Origin of the sequence: Martinezella lusitana (assembly GCF_014207095.1) — a bacterium.
GTDB lineage: Bacteria > Pseudomonadota > Alphaproteobacteria > Rhizobiales > Rhizobiaceae > Rhizobium > Rhizobium lusitanum_B.
In genome coordinates, this window is the sequence record NZ_JACHBG010000019.1 from 76,519 (window position 1) to 94,550 (window position 18,032).

Here is an 18,032-nt window from a genome sequence, read left to right on the forward strand (position 1 = left end):
GCTATTCCGGCACCGGCGGCGCCGGAGCGGCATTCCGCTGGAATGGATCAACCCCTAGCCCGGAGCGTCGATCTTCGATGTCGGCTGTAACTTTATCGTGAAGTTTTGATGAACCCTACCGTTGTGCTGGAACTCTGCCGCTTCTTTCACGGTGCATCGCTGATGCTGCTGTGGGGTGCCTGCGCCTATCTCTGCCTTTTGGTGCCAAGCACGCTCGCCGACACTGTCTGGCGCTTGTTGGCGAGGCCGTTTTTCCTGATCGCCGTGATCGCTGCCCTGACGATGCTGATCTCCCTGCCGGCGGCAACGGCCCTTATCGGAAGTGGCTGGAGCGACGGGCTTGATATCGGCATCGTCCGCGACGTCCTTCTCGACACGACGGTTGGCCAAGCGTGGCAGGCGCAGGCGATTGCAGCCGTGCTGATGCTTTCAGCCTTCCTGCTGCCGGAAAACCGTCGTCGCCTTGGTTTGGCATGGGCGTCCGGCTTTGGGCTGGCAGCGCTTTCCCTCACCGGTCATGCTTCCATGCTGGAAGGCTGGCTACGCCAGGTCCATCGCGCCAACGACGTTTTCCATGTACTGATGGGCGGCGGCTGGCTGGGAGCGCTGGTGCCGCTGATCTCGATTTTGCGGCTTCTCGACAGGCCGGAATGCAAGGTGGATTCGCGGCGTGCGTTGCGCCGGTTCTCCACCGTCGGACACTGGGCCGTTGCCCTTGTCATCCTGTCGGGCATCGTCAACACCATGCTGATCCTGAAGCGGCTGCCGACGGACTGGTCTTCGCCCTACCAGAGGCTGCTTGCCATCAAGATCGCACTGGTCGCAGGCATGGCGCTTCTGGCCATCGTCAATCGTTATGTCTTCGTGCCCTGGATCGGTAGAAATCCGCGCCGCGCCTTGCGAGCACTCCGGCTTGGCAGCATCGCCGAGATCGTCATCGGGGTTGCCGTTATCGGTCTTGTTGCCGTCTTCGGTATGATGGAGCCGGTGTAGAACCTGAAGCTTTCCGGAAGGCCTAGCCGCCAAGCGACTTGATCACCGCACGAACGGCAGCGGCATCACTGGTCGCCGGCCTGTATTCCAGCCCGACCCTGCCGCGATAGCCTTGGGCAAACAACCAATCGAGCCGCTCCCGAAGGTCAATCCGGCCAGTGCCGGGGTCGCCGCGGCCGGGGTGGTCGGCAACATGGAGATGCACGATCCGGTCGATCCGATCGGCAACGACTTCCTGCGTGTTTTCGCCCATGACGGCCGAATGATAGAGATCATAGACGATGCCGATTTCAGGACGGCCGACTTCGTCGACGATATCCAGACCTTCAGCGGTCGAAGAGAGATAGTAGCCTACATGGTCGATCTTGGTGTTCAGCGGCTCAAGGCCGAGTCGGACGCCGGATCCCTTCAGAATATCCGCGCCGGCGGTAAGAGTCTCGATCAATGACGCCCGCTGCTCCGCGCGTGAAAACTCCGGTAAATCATCGCCGGCCTGCGCAATCAAGACGGACGCTCCGAGGCGCTGCGCCACGGCGACGGACTGGTGCAGACCTTCCAGCCAGGCTTCTTTGTTTGCCGGATTCGTAAGTGCGATCATCGGCTCGGCGACCATGCCGGAGACCGCGATACCCGTCTCGGCAACGGCGGTTGCGATTGCACCAAGATCCTTGTTCCGCCAGTGCCAGAATTCGATCGCGGCCACACCCGCCTCATGCGCTCGCCGAATACGATCCGCAAAGGCATCGCCGTCGCGCGCAAACAACCACTCGATACAAGCCGAAAACTGCCGCATTGAAATCTCCTCCCACATTGTCATCAGCAATGCTCGGGATCGGCAGCAACCGCAAGGGGTCTCAGCGCTGAACCTGCGGAGGGCGTCTAATGGAAGATTCGAGGGCTTCCACATTCATCGCGGAAAGCACGCGCATGTCGCGGCGAAAATCGGAAGGCGTCATGCCGGCAATGTGGCGGAAAGACTTGTTGAAGGCGCTGATCGAGCCGAAGCCGCTGTCCATGGCGACCTGCAACACATTGGCGCCGTCGCGCATCAGCATCGCCTGGGCACGAGAAAGGCGCAGCAGGTTCACATACTTCGCAAGCGTCATGCCTGTCGATTTCTTGAAGAGGTTCATGGCATATTTCGGATGAAGGCGCGCAGCCTTGGCGATATCGACGGTATCGATGTCGTCCAGGAAATTCTCGGCGATGAAGTCGCACATTCTGGCCAGGCTGCGAGAGGATTGCGGATGGGCCTGTTCGTTCGTCAGGCCCTCTTCCTTCTCCGGCATCATGCGATAAGGCTCGAAAGCGATGCGCTCCAACCGCAGGAGCAGTTCGGCAACGGCATGCTCGGCCTTGGCCCCGTCATCCGACATGACATAACGGTACCAGCGCGCGAAATTCTCGTCATCGGCGGCATCGGTTGCCGAACTTATTAGCGTCTGTCCGCGAATGAGGCGGCCGGAGATGTCGAGCGGCAGACGCAGCCGGAAGAAATGGACGAGCGGCAGATGCGCGCCCGCATAGATCGCGTCTTCTGACAGTTCATCAAGCTGGTGCGGCTGGCCACCCCAGAAAAGGCAAATCTCCCCTGCCCTCAGAGTAAGCTCGTGATCGCCTATACGGTAGTGCACGGTGCCGCGCACGATGTAGTTCACCTCCACCTGCGCATGCCAATGCGGCTTTGCCATCGGCAGCGGATGGTTGTGGAACATCTGCAGGAACGTCGGAAGCCCTTCGACGCTGCTTGCGCCCGGCTGATAGACCGCTCTTTGACCCACCTTACTTTTCGCCAAGTCGATGTTCCCTTTTTAGGAGACAGAAGCGTACCTGAAGCTAATTTAAGCGCGTTCGCTAGCGGACAGCAATTGAAAAGGGAGGATTTTCAATGCGTTTAAAACTTGCTGGAGCGACTGCGCTTGCCGCTTTGCTCGCTTCCGGTTCTGCCTATGCAGAACAGACGACCATTACAGTCTGGAGCTGGAACATCGCCGCGTCGGCGCTGAAGTCCACGGTGGAGGGGTTCAATAAGAAATATCCGGATATCAAGGTCGATGTGCAGGACATCGGCAACCCCCAAGTCTTCGACAAGATGCTGGCTGCCTGCGCCGCCGGCGGCGACGGCCTGCCCGATGTCATGTCGATCGAAAACCACAAGGCTTCGATCTTCTGGAATCGCTTCCCGGACTGCCTGACCGATCTGACGAAGCTAGGCTACAACGACAGCCTCAAGAAGCAGTTCCCGGATTTCAAGCGGGCAGAGCTTGAGGTCGGCGCCGCCGCCTATGCGATGCCGTGGGATTCCGGCCCGGTCACGATGTTCTACCGTCGCGACATGTATGAAAAAGCCGGCGTCGATCCGGCAACGGTCAAGACCTGGGACGATTTCATTGCAGCCGGCAAGAAGATCTCCGCCGCAAATCCCGGTGTGATCATGGCGCAGGCCGATCTCAACGGTGACACCGAATGGTTCCGTATGCTTGCCAACGAGCAGGGCTGCGGCTATTTCTCGGACGACAGCCAGAGCATCACTGTCAACCAGCCGGCCTGCGTCAAGGCCCTGGACAAGGTGAAGGCAATCAAGGACGCGGGCCTGCTGAGCGCTGCGAACTGGAACGAGAAAATCCAGGCGAACACTGCAAGCAAGGTGGCATCGCAGCTCTATGGCGGCTGGTATGAAGGCACCGTCCGCTCCACCTCGCCGGATCTCGCCGGCAAATGGGGCGTCTATCCGATGCCGAGCATGACGGCTGACGGCCCTCATGCTGCCAATCTCGGCGGTTCTTCGCTGGCGATCGCAAACGGCTCGAAGAACAAGGAAGCCGCCTGGAAGTACCTGGAATACACGCTCGGCACCAATGAGGGCCAGGTGACGATGCTGAAATCCTTCGGCCTCGTGCCGTCGCTGCTGACCGCGGTTCAGGATCCCTTCGTCAACCAGCCGCAGCCCTATTGGGGTGGCCAGAAAATCTGGACCGATATCCTCGCCACCCTGCCGAAGATCCGCCCGAACCCCGGCACGCCGTACTTCAGCGACGCTGACGAAGTCATCAAGGCGGTACAGACGAAGTACCTCGCCGGTGGATATCCGAACGGCAAGGCAGCGCTTGACGACGCGGCCCAGCAGATCGCCTCGGCGACAGGTCTGCCGCTCGCGAAATGAGTGACACTGCCGGGCGCGCATCCCAAGCCGCGCCCGGCATCCCCGCCGCCCCTTCGGCGGCGGGGATGCGACGTCACGTGTCACTTCACTGCGCATAAAGGAGGAGGCTTTCATGCGGCTGCAGAACCGGAGCGCCTATGCGTTTCTTGCGCCCTATCTTCTGGTGTTTACGGCCTTCTGGGTGTGGCCGATCATCGATTCGTTCCTGATTTCGTTCCAGAACACCCGCGTCAATCCTTGGACGTTCAACCTGCCGCTCAATTGGGGGCGCTTGTTCGGCGACCCAGCCTTCTATAACGCGCTTCAAAACACGCTTATCATCCTGATCGTCCAGGTCCCCGTCATGATCACGCTCGCCACGGTCATGGCAGTGCTGCTGAATTCACCCCTGCTCAAGGCGCGCGGCATTTTCCGTTTCGCCTTCTTCGCACCCGTCGTCGTTGGCGAAGTTGCTTATGCAGCCGTCTTCCGCCTGATGTTCAATGTCGATTTCGGCATCATCAACAAGCTGCTCGGCGGTGTCGGCATTTCGCCGGTGTCGTGGTTTGCCGACTCTCATGCCGCCATGGTTCTTATCATCATAGCCGTCACCTGGCGCTGGGCCGGATACAACGCCATTATCATTCTTTCCGGGTTGCAATCGATCCCCGAGGATGTCTACGAGGCCGCGACGCTCGACCGTGTCAACCGCTTCCAGCAGTTCATCCATATCACCCTGCCGCTCTTGAAGCCGATCATTCTGTTCTGCGTGGTCCTGTCCGTCATCGGCACCATGCAGCTCTTCACCGAACCATATCTGATCACCAACAGGGGTGGCCCCGGCGGCGGGACGGAGACGCTCGGCCTGTTGCTTTATCGCCAGGCCTTCCAGTCGACCAACTTCGGCTATGCCTCGGCGATCGCCTACACGATGGCGGCACTCGCGGTGGTCATCTCTCTTCTCAATCTCTGGGTGGGGCGTGAAGCGAAATGAAATCAAAGTCCAAATCCACTCTGATCCGCTCGCTCGCCTTGCACGGCCTGCTGGCGCCGCTCGCCATCATCTGGCTGTTTCCGCTCTGGATGATGTTCGTCTTCTCCACAATGCCCGACTACGGCATTTTCAGCCCCGGTATCATCCTGACACCGTCGACAGGTTTCATGGACAACGTCCGCAACCTGCAGGCAGATACCAACTTCATCGGCGCCATGACGATCTCCATCGTCGTTGCGGTCATCTATACATTGCTGTCGGTCATGCTGACCTCGATGGCCGGATGGGCTCTGGCGCGCTACCAGTTCGCCGGCCGTTCGGGCGTCATCGGCATCATCCTCGGCACGATCACCTTGCCCTACTCCGTCGTCGTCATCCCGCAGTTCATCATGGTGGCGCGCGATTTCGGGCTGGCCAATTCATGGGTCGCGCTGATCGTGCCGCCGCTCTTCAATTCGCTCGGCGTGTTGTTCATGCGCCAGGCCTTCTCGATGATGCCGGGCGAACTTTTCGATGCGGCACGCGTCGAGGGCGTGAAGGAATGGCAGATCTTTCTGCGCATCGCCCTGCCGCTCGCGAGGCCGACGATGGCAGCGCTCGCCATCATTCTGTTCCTCGCCTCCTGGAACAACTACCTCTGGCCGCTGCTCATCAATTCCCGGCCGGGAATGATGACCGCGCCCGTGGCGCTCGGGACGCTCATCGGCCTCACCAGGGTATCCTGGGGCGGTATCATGGCCGGTGCCGTGATGCTGACGGCGCCGATCCTCATCATCTTCGTTCTCCTGCAGCGCCATTTCATCGCCGGCATCGCCGCCGGCGCAATCAAATAATTCCGGGGACCCGTATGGCTGAACTGTCTCTTACCAATGTCGTCAAACGCTACGGTGCGCTGGAAATCATTCACGGCGCCAATCTCGAGGTGAAGGACGGCGAGTTCGTTGTTTTTGTCGGCCCGTCGGGATGCGGCAAGTCCACATTGCTGCGCATGATCGCCGGTCTGGAGGATATTTCCGGCGGCGAGCTCAAGATCGGTGGCCGCCTCGTCAACGACGTCGAGCCGGCCGATCGCGGCATCGCCATGGTCTTCCAATCCTATGCGCTTTATCCGCATCTGACGGTCGAGCAGAACCTCAACTTCGGCCTGCGCATGAACGGCAATCCGAAGGCCGACACCGATCGCCGTGTCAAACAAGCCGCCGAGATCCTGCAGATATCGGAGCTGATGCAACGCCGGCCGAAGCAGCTCTCCGGCGGCCAGCGCCAGCGCGTCGCCATCGGCCGGGCCATCGTGCGCGAGCCGCAAATCTTCCTGTTCGACGAGCCTCTGTCCAACCTCGATGCCGAGCTGCGCGTGCAGATGCGCGTCGAAATCTCGCGCCTTCACAAGAAGCTCGGCACGACGATGATCTATGTCACGCACGACCAGACGGAAGCCATGACGCTCGCCGACAAGATCGTCGTGCTGCGCAGTGGCAATATCGAGCAGGTTGGCGCTCCGCTCGATCTCTATGACGACCCGGCCAACCAGTTCGTAGCCGGATTCGTCGGCTCGCCGAAGATGAACTTCCTGCGGGCCGAGGTGGTCGACAGCCAGCCCGGCAGTGTCACCATCGTGCTGAAGAGCCAGCGCAATGTTCGCCTCACACTTGCCACTGCCGCGGCGAAGGCGGAGGTCGGCCAGCAGGTGACGATCGGCGTGCGTCCGGAACATTTCCTCGACGCCGGACGCGGCGATGCGGATCTGACCGTCGATGTCGACGTCGCGGAGCATCTCGGCAATACCAGTTACATTTACGCCAATATCGCTGCCGACGAGCAGATCGTGATCGAACGCGAGGAGTCCCGTACCACTGGCAACAGCGACAAGCTCACCGTGGCGCTATCGGCGGCCAAGGCATTCCTGTTCGACAGCGCCGGCAACCGATTGCGGTAGGCGCTGCCACATGGAGCCGGGTGGCTCTAGGTCTGTGCGATCTAGAGTCTGAATCCGCTCTAGAATCAAAGAAGTAGAGCGTGATGTCGTCCGAAAGCCGCCTACACTTTTCGGCATCACGCTCTATCCCCTCCCAAGACAGCATGCAGATTTAGGAAAGGACCACTTCATGACGACCGAAACATCCATCCGCTGGGGCATCATCGGCCCCGGCCGGATCGCCCAGACTTTTGCCGATGGCGTCGCTCATTCCCGTAGCGGCAAGCTGGTGGCTATCGCCAGCCGCAACCCCGGCAAGCCGGGTCTCGGCGACGGCTTCCCCGGCGCACGCATCGTGGACGGCTATGAGGCGCTGCTCGCCGACAAGGAAGTCGACGCGATCTACATCGCGACCCCGCATACCGGCCACGCCGAGTGGGCAATCAAGGCGATCCGCGCCGGCAAGCACGTGCTCGTCGAAAAGCCGATCGCTCTCTCTGCGTTCGATGCCGAAGCCATCTATTACGAAGCGAAGAAGGCTGGCGTTTTCGCCGGTGAAGCCTTCATGTATCGCGTTCACCCGCAGACGGCGAAGCTGATCGAGCTGGTGAAAAGCGGCGTCATCGGCGATCTGCGCATCATCCGCTCCTCCTTCGGTTTCAACATGGGCAAGGTAAGCCCGGAACACCGGCTGTTTGCCAATGACATGGCCGGTGGTGGCATCCTCGATGTCGGCGGCTATCCTGTCTCGATGGCCCGCCTGATCGCCGGTGCGGCCAGCGGCAAGCCGTTCCTCGATCCAGACAAGGTGTCGGGCGTCGGCCATCTCGGCCAGACCGGCGTCGACGAATGGGCGTCGGCAGTGTTGAAATTCCCGAACGACATCATCGCCGAAGTCTCGTGCGCGATCATGGCGAACCAGGACAACACGCTGCGCATAATCGGCTCGGAAGGCCGCATCGAGGTTGCCGACTTCTGGTTCGCCTCCGGCCATAAGGGTGGCATCGGCAAGATCAATGTCATCAAGGGCGGCGAGACCCAGACGATCGAAGTCAAGGAAGAGCGCTGGCTCTATTCCTTCGAGGTGGACGCTGCGGGCGATGCCATTCGCGCCGGACAAAAGGAATTCGCCTATCCCGGCATCGGCTGGGCGGATTCGATCGGCAATCTCAGGGTTCTCGACCAGTGGCGCGCTTCGATCGGCCTCGAATATGTGGTCGAGAAGGCAACGCATCGGACGAAGAACATCGCCGGGGCGACGGTCACCAAGGGCAGCAGCATCCCGAAGCGCGGCATTCCGGGCATCTCCAAGCCGGCATCGCTCGTCACGCTCGGCTTCGAATTCTTCCCGAATTTCGCGGCCGCTTCGCTGACGCTCGATGCCTTCTATGAAGCCGGCGGCAACGCCTTCGACACGGCCTATGTCTATGGCGGCGGCAAGACGGAGAGCATCTTCGGCGATTGGCACACCAGCCGCAACGTGCCGCGCGAGGAGATCGTCCTCATCGGCAAGGGCGCTCATTCGCCGCTTTGCTATCCGGATATGATCGCCAAGCAGCTCGACCAGTCCCTTAACCGCCTGAAGACCGATTATGTCGACATCTACTTCATGCATCGCGACAATACCGATGTTCCGGTCGGCGAGTTCGTCGATGCTATGGATGCCGAGGTGAAGGCCGGCCGCATCCGCGGTATCTTCGGCGGCTCGAACTGGACACGCGCCCGCTTCGACGAGGCGATCGCCTATGCCGAGAAGAACGGCAAGACGGCACCGGCAGCCCTTTCCAACAACTTCTCGCTGGCCGAAATGCTCGACCCGATCTGGGCCGGGTGCGTTGCCGCCTCGGACGATGAATGGAAGGTCTGGCTCAATGCCAAGCAGATCCCGAACTTCGCCTGGTCGAGCCAGGGCCGCGGCTTCTTTACCGACCGCGCCGGCCGCGGCAAGCGCGACGACGAGGAACTGGTTCGCGTCTGGTATTCCGACCGCAATTTCGGTCGCCGCGACAGGGCGATCGAGCTGGCGCAGAAGCTCGGCCGCAGCCCGATCCATATCGCGCTTGCCTATGTCGTTGCCCAGCCCTTCCCCGTCATCCCATTGATCGGCCCGCGCACGGTCGCCGAGCTGGAAGACAGCCTTTCGGCACTCGACATCAAGCTGACGCCGGAACAGGTGAAGTGGCTTGAGGGCTGACGCGAAATGACCTTCGCTGAGCTAAGCGTATGAAACAAAACAGCCCATCCGGATGCCGGATGGGCTGTTTTCCTTACAATAATAGCAGCGATCGTTCTGCCATGCTCAAGCAGCGAAATCGAAGACCTTTGTCTCCGCGCCTTCCAGGCGCAGTAGATAAGCCTTGCGCTCCAGACCTCCCGCAAATCCGCGAAGCTCGCCCGTCGATCCGATAACCCGGTGGCAGGGGGCGATGATCGAGATCGGGTTGCGGCCATTGGCGGCGCCGACCGCCCGCACCGCTTTCAGAGCGCCGATCTCAGCCGCGATCTGCCTGTAGGTGCGGGTCTCGCCGAAGGGGATAGTCAGCAATGCGTACCAGACCTTGCGCTGAAACTCCGTTCCCGCGAAATCGAGCGGCAGATCGAAGCTACGCCGTTTGCCGGCAAAATATTCCAGCAGCTGCCGTTCCGCTTCCAGCAGAACTGGATGATTCCCGTCTTCGGCGACGATCGACAGCGGCACGCGCTTCGGCCGGTCGTTGTCCCACAGAATCGCGGCAAGACCATCATCGCTGCCGACAAGCTTGAGCGCGCCAACGGGCGAGTTCATGATCCGATAGACATAGTGCTTTCCGTCATATCCCGCAGCTTTGGTCATGCCGATATCCTTTCCTTGAATTGCGCTCGCTGTCTCCGGCAGAATTACCTTCATGAAGCGCTTGTGATCCATAGGACCCGAAATATCCGTCTCCAGCCACCCGAAAAGAAACGTCTGGCCGCGAAATCCAGCGATTTCGCATCCGTTCAGCGCCGTCGCGATGAGCGGAGGCAAGATGCTCGCTCTTGGGAAACGGGCCGACATTGTGTAGAACCGAGACGGGACATTTCATCAGCATGCGGAGCCAGAGATGACCGTGCGCCCGCCAAGCAGCTTCAGTCCATCCCGGATCAACGACACGCGTCTCGGGATTCTTGAATATGAGATGATGTCAGAGCGGGCCAGCGCGCTCGGCCATCATGGCGTGAAGGTGGAGACGGCGCTTGCGGCGCTGCGAGACGGCGAGGCCAAGGGCCGGCAAGGCGTAGAGCACGAACGGCTGGTCGATAGCGCCGCTGAAGCCGTCTGGGCAATGTTCGTTCACCGCGAGATCTGCGGCCTGCGCAATAGCCGCGACGTCATTCAGCGCTACGAGATCCCGAACAAGGTGCTCGCGCGCCTGGGCGCCAGCCCGCGTCACCCCTGAATTTCGGGCCTGATGTTCAGGACTTCAGGATCGCCGAGAAACGCGGATCGAAGGCGTGGCCGATCGGCTCCGCCGCCGCCCCGCGCGCGACGGCCCAAGGGTCGGTCATGCCGAGCTGCAGGCGCGGCAGCAACCGGTTGGGGCGATCTGCATTGGAAGGCAAAAGCGGCTGCATGGCGGCCATCAACCGGACGGCAAGGGCTGCCGGTGCGCCGCCGCACAGGATCACCGTCTGCGGATCAAACACGGTTTCGATCAGGTGCACGCTCCAGCGCAGGTCGACCGCAGCTTTTTCGACCCAGGCCAGAATATCCGGATCATCAGCGGCAGCCCGCTTGTCTATCAGCGAGTAGATGTCGGGCGCCATCGGATCGACACCGAGATGCTCGTAGAGCGACGCCAGGGATGCGTTGTGTTCTACAGTTCTGCGGCCGCCGGACGACAAGAGCGCCATGCCGATTTCTCCGGCATTGCCGCGCGCGCCGCTATAGAGCTCACCGCCGAGAATGAGCCCGGCACCGATACCGTAGCCGACGTAGAGACAGACGGCGTGGTCGAGGCCATGCGCCGCGCCGACCATCCGCTCGGCCGTCGCGCAGGCGGCCGCGTCGTTTTGCAGGGTGACATTAAGGCCGGTGCCGGCGGAAAGCGTTTCCAGCAGCGGAAAGCGCTGCCAAGGACCCATCATCCAGGGGTTATCAGCATCATCTCGCTCAAGCCCGAAAGGCCCGGGCATTGCAGCACCGAGGCCGACAAGACGTTTCTCCGCCTGGGCGACGCGCTGTTTCAGCTCCATGCGTACGTCCTGTACCAGCTGCAGAACGACAGGCGTGCCCGTTGTCGGGCCGCCGGCGGGCAGGTTCGCTTCCTTGCGGATGAGGACATTGCCGACGAGATCGACGGCAATGGCGCGGGTGATGTGGCGGTCTATCTGCAGGCCGATGGCGAAAGCGCCTTCCGGCACGAGGCCATAGGGCGTGGACGGCTGCCCGCGACCATGACGCACGCTTTCCCGCGACGTCACGAGCCCGTCACCCTCCAGCTCCTCCATGATGTTGGAGACCGTCTGCTTCGTCAGGCGGGTGGCGCGCGCAAGATCGGCGCGGGAGAGCGCACCGTTCAGCCGCAGGGCATCGATGATGACCCGTCGGTTATGGGCGCTGGTACCCTCGTGGTTCGTTCCGCTCGTGGCCCTGATCGGGCGTTTATCGTTCATCTTTATTTGCCTCTTGACACCACTAGATTATTGAAGAACAAATTAGTCAAGACAATTGACTTAAAGAAACCGCAGAGTTTCATCGGGGAACATTGGGAGCCACAGTCTCCAACACGCGCCGATCCATGTTCGGCGACCGGCCCGGCCAATTGCCTGCCCGACAACCCATGGCGACGCTTGGCCGCCAGCGGAAAAATCGCGTGAGTGTCAAAAACTGGAGGATGGAATGTTGAAATCATTGAACAAGACATTGCTCGGCGCGGCGCTGATCGGCGCTTCCTTCGCCTCGCATGCTTTTGCCGAAACGACAATCAATGCCCTCTTCATGGCGCAGGCCGCCTATAGCGAAGCCGATGTGCGCGCCATGACGGACGCCTTCTCCAAGGCCAATCCGGACATCAAGGTCAATCTCGAATTCGTTCCCTATGAAGGCCTGCACGACAAGACCGTGCTGGCGCAAGGCTCCGGCGGTGGCTACGACGTCGTGCTCTTCGACGTGATCTGGCCCGCCGAATATGCGACCAACAAGGTTCTGGTCGACGTGTCCTCGCGCATTTCCGACGACACGAAGAAGAGCGTGCTCCCTGGCGCCTGGACGACGGTCCAGTATGACGGCAAATATTATGGCATGCCGTGGATCCTCGACACCAAGTACCTGTTCTACAACAAGGAAATCTTGGAAAAGGCCGGTATCAAGACGCCGCCGAAGACCTGGGACGAACTGAGCGAGCAGGCGAAAACCATCAAGGACAAGGGCCTTCTCGCGACCCCGATCGCCTGGAGCTGGTCGCAGGCCGAAGCCGCGATCTGCGACTATGCCACGCTCGTCAGCGCCTATAAGGGCGACTTCATCAAGGACGGCAAACCGAATTTCCAGACCGGCGGCGGCCTCGATGCCCTGAAATACATGGTCACCAGCTACAAGTCCGGTCTCACCAACCCGAACTCCAAGGAATTCCTCGAAGAGGATGTCCGCAAAGTCTTCGAAAACGGCGACGCCGCCTTCGCGCTGAACTGGACCTACATGTACAACATGGCCAACGACCCGAAGGACAGCAAGGTCGCTGGCAAGGTCGGCGTCGTGCCGGCGCCGGGCGTTGCCGGCAAGAGCGAGGCTTCGGCAGTCAACGGCTCGATGGGTCTCGGCATCACCTCTGCCAGCAAGCATCCGGATGAAGCCTGGAAGTACATCAGTTTCATGACCTCGCAGGCGACGCAGAACCAGTATGCCAAGCTCAGCCTGCCGATCTGGGCATCGTCCTACGCCGATCCGGCCGTGACGAAGGGCCAGGAAGAACTGATCGCGGCCGCAAAGGTCGGCCTCGCAGTGATGTATCCACGTCCGACGACGCCGAAATATCAGGAACTATCGACAGCGCTTCAGCAGGCGATCCAGGAATCGCTGCTCGGCCAGTCTTCTCCGGAGGACGCGCTGAAGTCGGCTGCCTCCAACAGCGGTCTCTGATAGTCTTATCGGGCGGCGCTGGCGCAGATGATTTTTTGGTCTGTTCGGCCAAAAGCCGATCACACTCTTCGGCATCATGCTCTAGTCGCCGCCCGCCTCTTACCCTCCGTGACGAATGAAAGAAGGGGCCTGCCATGTCCGGCACCTGGATGACAACTCGCGCCTGGTTTTTGATGCTGCCGCTGCTCGTCGTGATGGTTGCCGTCATCGGCTGGCCGCTCGTCGATACCGTCGGCCTTTCTTTCACCGACGCGAAGCTTGTGGGAACCGGCGGCAATTTCGTCGGCATCGACAATTATGCGAAGATGCTGGCAAACTCCAATTTCCAACGAACGCTGATCACCACGGCCTGGTTCGCGATTGTCTCCGTTGCTGCCGAAATGGTGCTCGGTGTGCTTGCCGCGCTGCTGCTCAACCAGAACTTTAGAGGTCGCGGCGTGTTGCGCGCGCTGATGATCCTGCCCTGGGCACTCCCGACCGTCGTCAACGCAACGCTCTGGCGGCTGATCTATAATCCCGAATATGGCGCGCTGAATGCTGCTCTTACCCAGCTCGGCCTCATCGACGCCTACCGTTCCTGGCTCGGCGAACCGGGCACGGCGCTGACAGCCTTGATCGTTGCCGACTGCTGGAAGAATTTTCCGCTGGTGGCGCTGATTGCGCTCGCCGCCCTGCAGGCCGTGCCGCGCGATATTATCGCCGCCTCGCTGGTCGATGGTGCCGGCCCCTTCACCCGCTTCCGCTTCGTCATCCTCCCCTATCTGGCGGGACCGCTGATGGTAGCGCTGGTGCTGCGCACCATCGAAGCGTTCAAAGTCTTCGACATCATCTGGGTCATGACGCGCGGCGGGCCGGCAAACAGCACGCGCACGCTGTCGATCCTCGTCTATCAGGAGGCCTTCTCCTTCCAGCGAGCGGGGTCCGGGGCGTCGCTCGCGCTCATCGTCACGCTGCTGGTCACGGTGCTCGCCGCCGCCTACGCCGCGCTCGTCCGCAAAACCGCAGGGAGTGCCGCCTGATGGAACGCCAGAGCCCGCTCTTCACCTGCTTCATCTATGTCTGCGCCATCCTGCTCGCCGCCGTCATCCTGGCGCCGATCGCGTGGCTCTTCATCATGAGCATTTCGCCGGCTGCCGATCTTGCCGCCAAGCCGCTGCGCTGGTGGCCGCAGACGGCTGATTTCTCGCGCTACAGGTTGCTGCTGTCGACCTTGGAGAACAGCGAGGGCGCCGCCTTCACCTCGTCGTTGCGCAACAGCATCGAAGTCGCCGGCATGGCGACCATTGCGGCAATAGCGCTCGCCATTCCCGCCGGCTGGGCCGTGTCGCGCACGCCGTCCGTGGGATGGTCGCTTTCCATGGTCATCGCCACCTACATGCTGCCGCCGGTGGCGCTTGCCGTGCCGCTCTATATGGGACTTGCCCATCTCGGCATGCTGAACAACGTCTTCGGCCTGGCGCTCGTCTATCTGACGATCCTGGCGCCATTCACGACCTGGCTGATGAAATCCGGTTTCGATTCCATTCCGAAGGAGATCGAGGCCGCAGCGATGATCGACGGCGCCGGGCTGTTCCAGACGCTGAAGATCATCACGCTGCCGCTTGCCATGCCCGTGATGGCAACCTCGGCGCTCTTCGCCTTCCTGCTCGCCTGGGATGAGTTCTTCTATGCGCTGCTCTTTACCTCGGACCAGCGCGCCAAGACCCTTACCGTCGCGATAGCGGATCTCGCTGGCGGCCGTGTCTCGGATTACGGACTGATCGCGACTGCCGGCGTGCTAGCCGCCCTGCCCCCGGTGCTGATCGGCCTTGTCATGCAACGTGCCCTGATCTCGGGCCTGACCAATGGCGGCGTCAAGGGATGACCATGACTCAAGAGAAAACACGCCCCGCCGGCCTTGCCGCCATCGACCGCGAAATGGCCCGCCAGCATGCCGATGCGCTTGCCTCCTTCGAAGCATCCGCCGGCACGGCCGCCAGGGCCGCCGCCTCGCTGAAGCGTACCGGCAAGTTGCTCTTGCTCGGCATGGGCGGCTCGCATGCTGTCAACCGGGCTGTCGAGCCGCTCTATCGCGCCGCCGGCATCGATGCGATCGCCCTGCCGCTCTCCGAACAGCTCGGCCAGCCGCTGTCGCTGGACGACCGCACGATCTTCATGACCTCGCAATCCGGCGAGAGCGCCGAGGTCGTGCGCTGGTTCAGCGAGACGGGCGGCACCACCGAGACTTTCGGCCTGACGCTGGAGGGCAGCTCCTTCCTCGCAAGAGCAACGCCTTCTCTCGTCGGCGCCGGCGGCACCGAACTTGCCTTTGCGGCAACCCGCAGCCTCACCGTCAGCTTCGCGCTGCATCTGGCGATTTTCGCGGCTCTAGGGCAGGATCCGGCGCCTGCGCTGGCTGTGCTGCGAGCACCTGAAGCGATCGACATCAGGCCGGCACTTTCCGCTCTCGCCAATGTCGCCACGGTCGTCACCTCGGGCCGCCGCCTGCAGGGCGTCGCCGAGGCGCTGGCGCTCGGCCTCACGGAACTTTCCCGCCGCCCGTGCTTCTCGCTTGAAGGCGGCCAGTTGCGCCACGGTCCGATGGAAATGCTCGCCCCTTCGATCGGCGTCGTGCTCTTCCGCGGCAATGATGCGACGGCCGGCCTCGTGACAGCCATGGCCGTTTCCGCAGTCGAGACGGATGCTCCAGTGATCGTCTTCGATGGCTCCGAGGAAGAGCCGGTGCCCGGCTGCGTCACCCTACGCTTCAAGCTCGAAACTGGGCTTGCCGCCATCTTCCAGATGCTGCCCGTCGCCCAGTCGCTGATGATCGCCTTCGCCGACGCGCGGGTGGAGAATGCCGGCACGCCGGTGCGCTCCACCAAGATCACCCGGAGCGAATGAATGAAGCCGCTTGCAGTCATCGGCAACGTCAACATCGACCTGATCCTCGGGCCGGCGACACCATGGCCGAGGGCCGGCACCGAGATCATCGTCGATCATGACGAGCTGCGCGTCGGCGGCCAGGCAGGCAATAGCGCGCTCGCCTGGGAAGGCCTCGGCGTCGATTACGAGATCGCGGCCAATGTCGGCAACGACCAGTTCGGACGATGGCTCAGCGAGGCCTTGGGCGCACGTAGCAGCAAATGGCCTGTCAGGCCGGAGGGCACGACGCTCTCCGTCGGCATCACCCATCCCGATGGCGAGCGCACCTTCTTCACCACGCGCGGCCACCTGCCGCGGTTCAGCCTCGACGACGTGCTCGCTGTCCTCGACGGCAACAGGCTCGCCGGTGGCTATGCACTGCTCTGTGGCGCCTTTCTGACCGAAGATCTTACCCGCGACTATGACGCCCTGTTCGACTGGGCCGACAAGCATGAAATCACCGTTGCGCTCGACACCGGCTGGCCGCTCGACGGCTGGACGGAGGAAAATTGCAATGCCACGCGGCGCTGGCTTTCCCGCTGTGGCGTGGCGCTCATGAACGAGGTCGAAACGACGACGTTAGCCGGCATGGACGATCCGGCCGAAGCCGCTCGCGCGCTCCACGCATTGATGCCAGCCGGCGCCACCTTCGTCGTCAAACGCGGCCCGGATGGCGCGCTTGCCATCGATGGCGGCGGCAAGCTCGTTTCGGCCGCAGCGCCAAAGGTCACGGTTGTCGACACGATCGGTGCAGGCGATGTCTTCAATGCCGGCTTCCTGGCGGCCCTTGCCCGCAGCGAGCCGATTGCGGCCTGCCTTTCGTTGGGAATCGCAGTCGCTTCCCGCGCCATTTCCACCCTGCCGCGCAGCTACGGCCCGGCCAACGCATCCGAGGAGGACGTTCGATGAGCGCGCTCGAAATCCAGAATATCCGCAAGAGCTATGGCGCGCTGGAGACGCTGAAGGGTATCGATATTTCGCTTGAGAGCGGCGAGTTCCTGGTGCTGCTCGGCTCCTCGGGCTGCGGCAAGTCCACGCTATTGAACATCATCGCCGGGCTTGCTGAGGCGACCAGCGGCGATATCCGCATCGGCGATCGTTCCGTGCTGGGCGTGCATCCGAAGGACCGCGACATCGCCATGGTGTTCCAGTCCTACGCGCTCTATCCGAACCTCTCAGTCCATCGCAACATCGGCTTCGGTCTGGAAATGCGCAAGGTGCCTGCCGCCGAGCGCGACAAGGCGGTGCGCGAGGCGGCGAAGCTCTTGCAGATCGAAGCTTTGCTGGAGCGCAAGCCGAGCCAGCTTTCCGGCGGCCAGCGTCAGCGCGTCGCGATCGGCCGGGCGCTGGTGCGCAAGCCGGAAGTCTTCCTGTTCGACGAGCCGCTCTCCAATCTCGACGCCAAGCTGCGCATGGAGATGCGCACCGAGCTGAAGCGTCTGCACCAGATGCTGAAGACCACCGTCGTCTACGTGACGCATGACCAGATCGAGGCGATGACACTCGCTACCCGCATCGCCGTGATGCGGGACGGCCGCATCGAGCAGCTCGGCACGCCGGACGAGATCTACAATCACCCGGCAACGCTCTATGTCGCCACCTTCGTCGGCGCGCCGCCAATGAACCTCCTGAACGCGACCGCCGATAGAGGTTCGCTCCGCATCGACGGAACCTCGATCACGCTGCCCATGCCGACAACGAAGGCTGAGATCGAACAAGGACAGGAGCTGGTGATCGGTATCAGGCCTGAAACGCTGCACCTTAACGAAGAGGGTCCGCTCGAGGCCGTGTGCGAGGTGGCGGAGCTGACAGGCCCGGAACTGATCGTGACTGCGCAAGCCGGCTCACAACGGCTTATGGCCTGCCTGCCGCCGCGCACCGCCATTGCCGAAGCACAGCGATTGAAGTTCGGCTTCGATGCCAACGCTCTGCATCTGTTCGATCGCGCTACCGGCCGGCGCTGCGGATGAGCGCGCCAGCCTTC

Annotated in this window: 17 protein-coding genes; 13 read left to right on the forward strand and 4 right to left on the reverse strand. The window is 61.9% G+C overall.

All coding sequences use genetic code 11. The features are described from left to right. Nucleotides 1-108 precede the first annotated feature (108 nt). Nucleotides 109-993 (forward strand): copper homeostasis membrane protein CopD, encoded by an 885-nt coding sequence (copD, locus tag GGD46_RS26485; RefSeq protein ID WP_184709634.1) that lies wholly within the window; start codon nucleotides 109-111, stop codon nucleotides 991-993. 22 nt (nucleotides 994-1,015) lie between these two features. Here the strand turns inward: copD and GGD46_RS26490 are convergent, their stop codons facing one another. Further along, nucleotides 1,016-1,786: a TIM barrel protein gene (locus tag GGD46_RS26490; protein WP_184709636.1), complete on the reverse strand. Its 771-nt coding sequence runs from the start codon at nucleotides 1,784-1,786 to the stop codon at nucleotides 1,016-1,018. Nucleotides 1,787-1,847: 61 nt separating this feature from the next. Further along, on the reverse strand, nucleotides 1,848-2,795 hold the full coding sequence (locus tag GGD46_RS26495) for a helix-turn-helix domain-containing protein (protein ID WP_184709704.1): 948 nt from the start codon (nucleotides 2,793-2,795) through the stop codon (nucleotides 1,848-1,850). Nucleotides 2,796-2,881: 86 nt separating this feature from the next. On the opposite strand from GGD46_RS26495, the gene GGD46_RS26500 reads away from it, so the two are divergent. From GGD46_RS26500 to GGD46_RS26520, 5 genes are all read left to right on the forward strand, one after another. Continuing rightward, entirely contained in the window at nucleotides 2,882-4,156 is a 1,275-nt protein-coding gene (locus tag GGD46_RS26500) for an ABC transporter substrate-binding protein (RefSeq protein ID WP_184709638.1), read from the forward strand. A gap of 112 nt (nucleotides 4,157-4,268) precedes the next feature. Further along, nucleotides 4,269-5,129: a carbohydrate ABC transporter permease gene (locus GGD46_RS26505; protein ID WP_184709640.1), complete on the forward strand. Its 861-nt coding sequence runs from the start codon at nucleotides 4,269-4,271 to the stop codon at nucleotides 5,127-5,129. Further along, on the forward strand, nucleotides 5,126-5,962 hold the full coding sequence (locus tag GGD46_RS26510; RefSeq protein ID WP_184709642.1) for a carbohydrate ABC transporter permease: 837 nt from the start codon (nucleotides 5,126-5,128) through the stop codon (nucleotides 5,960-5,962). The genes GGD46_RS26505 and GGD46_RS26510 overlap by 4 nt, the downstream gene beginning before the upstream one ends. A 14-nt stretch (nucleotides 5,963-5,976) precedes the next feature. Next, complete coding sequence (locus GGD46_RS26515; protein ID WP_184709644.1) at nucleotides 5,977-7,065, forward strand: ABC transporter ATP-binding protein; 1,089 nt, start codon at nucleotides 5,977-5,979, stop codon at nucleotides 7,063-7,065. A 169-nt stretch (nucleotides 7,066-7,234) separates the two neighbouring features. Then, a complete protein-coding gene (locus tag GGD46_RS26520) occupies nucleotides 7,235-9,238 on the forward strand; it encodes an aldo/keto reductase (protein WP_184709646.1) in 2,004 nt (667 codons plus the stop codon). Between the two features lie 105 nt (nucleotides 9,239-9,343). Here the strand turns inward: GGD46_RS26520 and GGD46_RS26525 are convergent, their stop codons facing one another. Next, nucleotides 9,344-9,877: a methylated-DNA--[protein]-cysteine S-methyltransferase gene (locus tag GGD46_RS26525; RefSeq protein WP_184709648.1), complete on the reverse strand. Its 534-nt coding sequence runs from the start codon at nucleotides 9,875-9,877 to the stop codon at nucleotides 9,344-9,346. Between the two features lie 250 nt (nucleotides 9,878-10,127). Between GGD46_RS26525 and GGD46_RS26530 the strand changes: the two genes are divergently transcribed. Next, nucleotides 10,128-10,463, forward strand: coding sequence for a DUF6665 family protein (locus GGD46_RS26530; protein ID WP_184709650.1), 336 nt, complete (start codon nucleotides 10,128-10,130; stop codon nucleotides 10,461-10,463). Between the two features lie 16 nt (nucleotides 10,464-10,479). Here GGD46_RS26530 and GGD46_RS26535 read toward each other — a convergent pair whose 3' ends face one another. Beyond that, nucleotides 10,480-11,679 (reverse strand): ROK family transcriptional regulator, encoded by a 1,200-nt coding sequence (locus tag GGD46_RS26535; RefSeq protein WP_184709652.1) that lies wholly within the window; start codon nucleotides 11,677-11,679, stop codon nucleotides 10,480-10,482. A 226-nt stretch (nucleotides 11,680-11,905) separates the two neighbouring features. Between GGD46_RS26535 and GGD46_RS26540 the strand changes: the two genes are divergently transcribed. The 6 genes from GGD46_RS26540 (at nucleotide 11,906) to GGD46_RS26565 (ending at nucleotide 18,018) form a co-directional block, all read left to right on the forward strand. Continuing rightward, nucleotides 11,906-13,144: an extracellular solute-binding protein gene (locus tag GGD46_RS26540; RefSeq protein ID WP_184709654.1), complete on the forward strand. Its 1,239-nt coding sequence runs from the start codon at nucleotides 11,906-11,908 to the stop codon at nucleotides 13,142-13,144. A 134-nt stretch (nucleotides 13,145-13,278) separates the two neighbouring features. Next, the gene (locus GGD46_RS26545; RefSeq protein WP_184709656.1) at nucleotides 13,279-14,163 is read left to right on the forward strand and encodes a carbohydrate ABC transporter permease; all 885 of its coding nucleotides are present in this window, start codon (nucleotides 13,279-13,281) and stop codon (nucleotides 14,161-14,163) included. Further along, nucleotides 14,163-15,008, forward strand: coding sequence for a carbohydrate ABC transporter permease (locus tag GGD46_RS26550; protein ID WP_184709658.1), 846 nt, complete (start codon nucleotides 14,163-14,165; stop codon nucleotides 15,006-15,008). The genes GGD46_RS26545 and GGD46_RS26550 overlap by 1 nt, the downstream gene beginning before the upstream one ends. Next, on the forward strand, nucleotides 15,005-16,027 hold the full coding sequence (locus GGD46_RS26555) for an SIS domain-containing protein (RefSeq protein ID WP_184709660.1): 1,023 nt from the start codon (nucleotides 15,005-15,007) through the stop codon (nucleotides 16,025-16,027). Before GGD46_RS26550 ends, GGD46_RS26555 begins: the two co-directional genes overlap by 4 nt. Then, nucleotides 16,028-16,957: a PfkB family carbohydrate kinase gene (locus tag GGD46_RS26560; RefSeq protein WP_184709662.1), complete on the forward strand. Its 930-nt coding sequence runs from the start codon at nucleotides 16,028-16,030 to the stop codon at nucleotides 16,955-16,957. Beyond that, nucleotides 16,954-18,018: an ABC transporter ATP-binding protein gene (locus GGD46_RS26565; RefSeq protein WP_184709664.1), complete on the forward strand. Its 1,065-nt coding sequence runs from the start codon at nucleotides 16,954-16,956 to the stop codon at nucleotides 18,016-18,018. The genes GGD46_RS26560 and GGD46_RS26565 overlap by 4 nt, the downstream gene beginning before the upstream one ends. The last annotated feature ends 14 nt before the right edge of the window (nucleotides 18,019-18,032 follow it).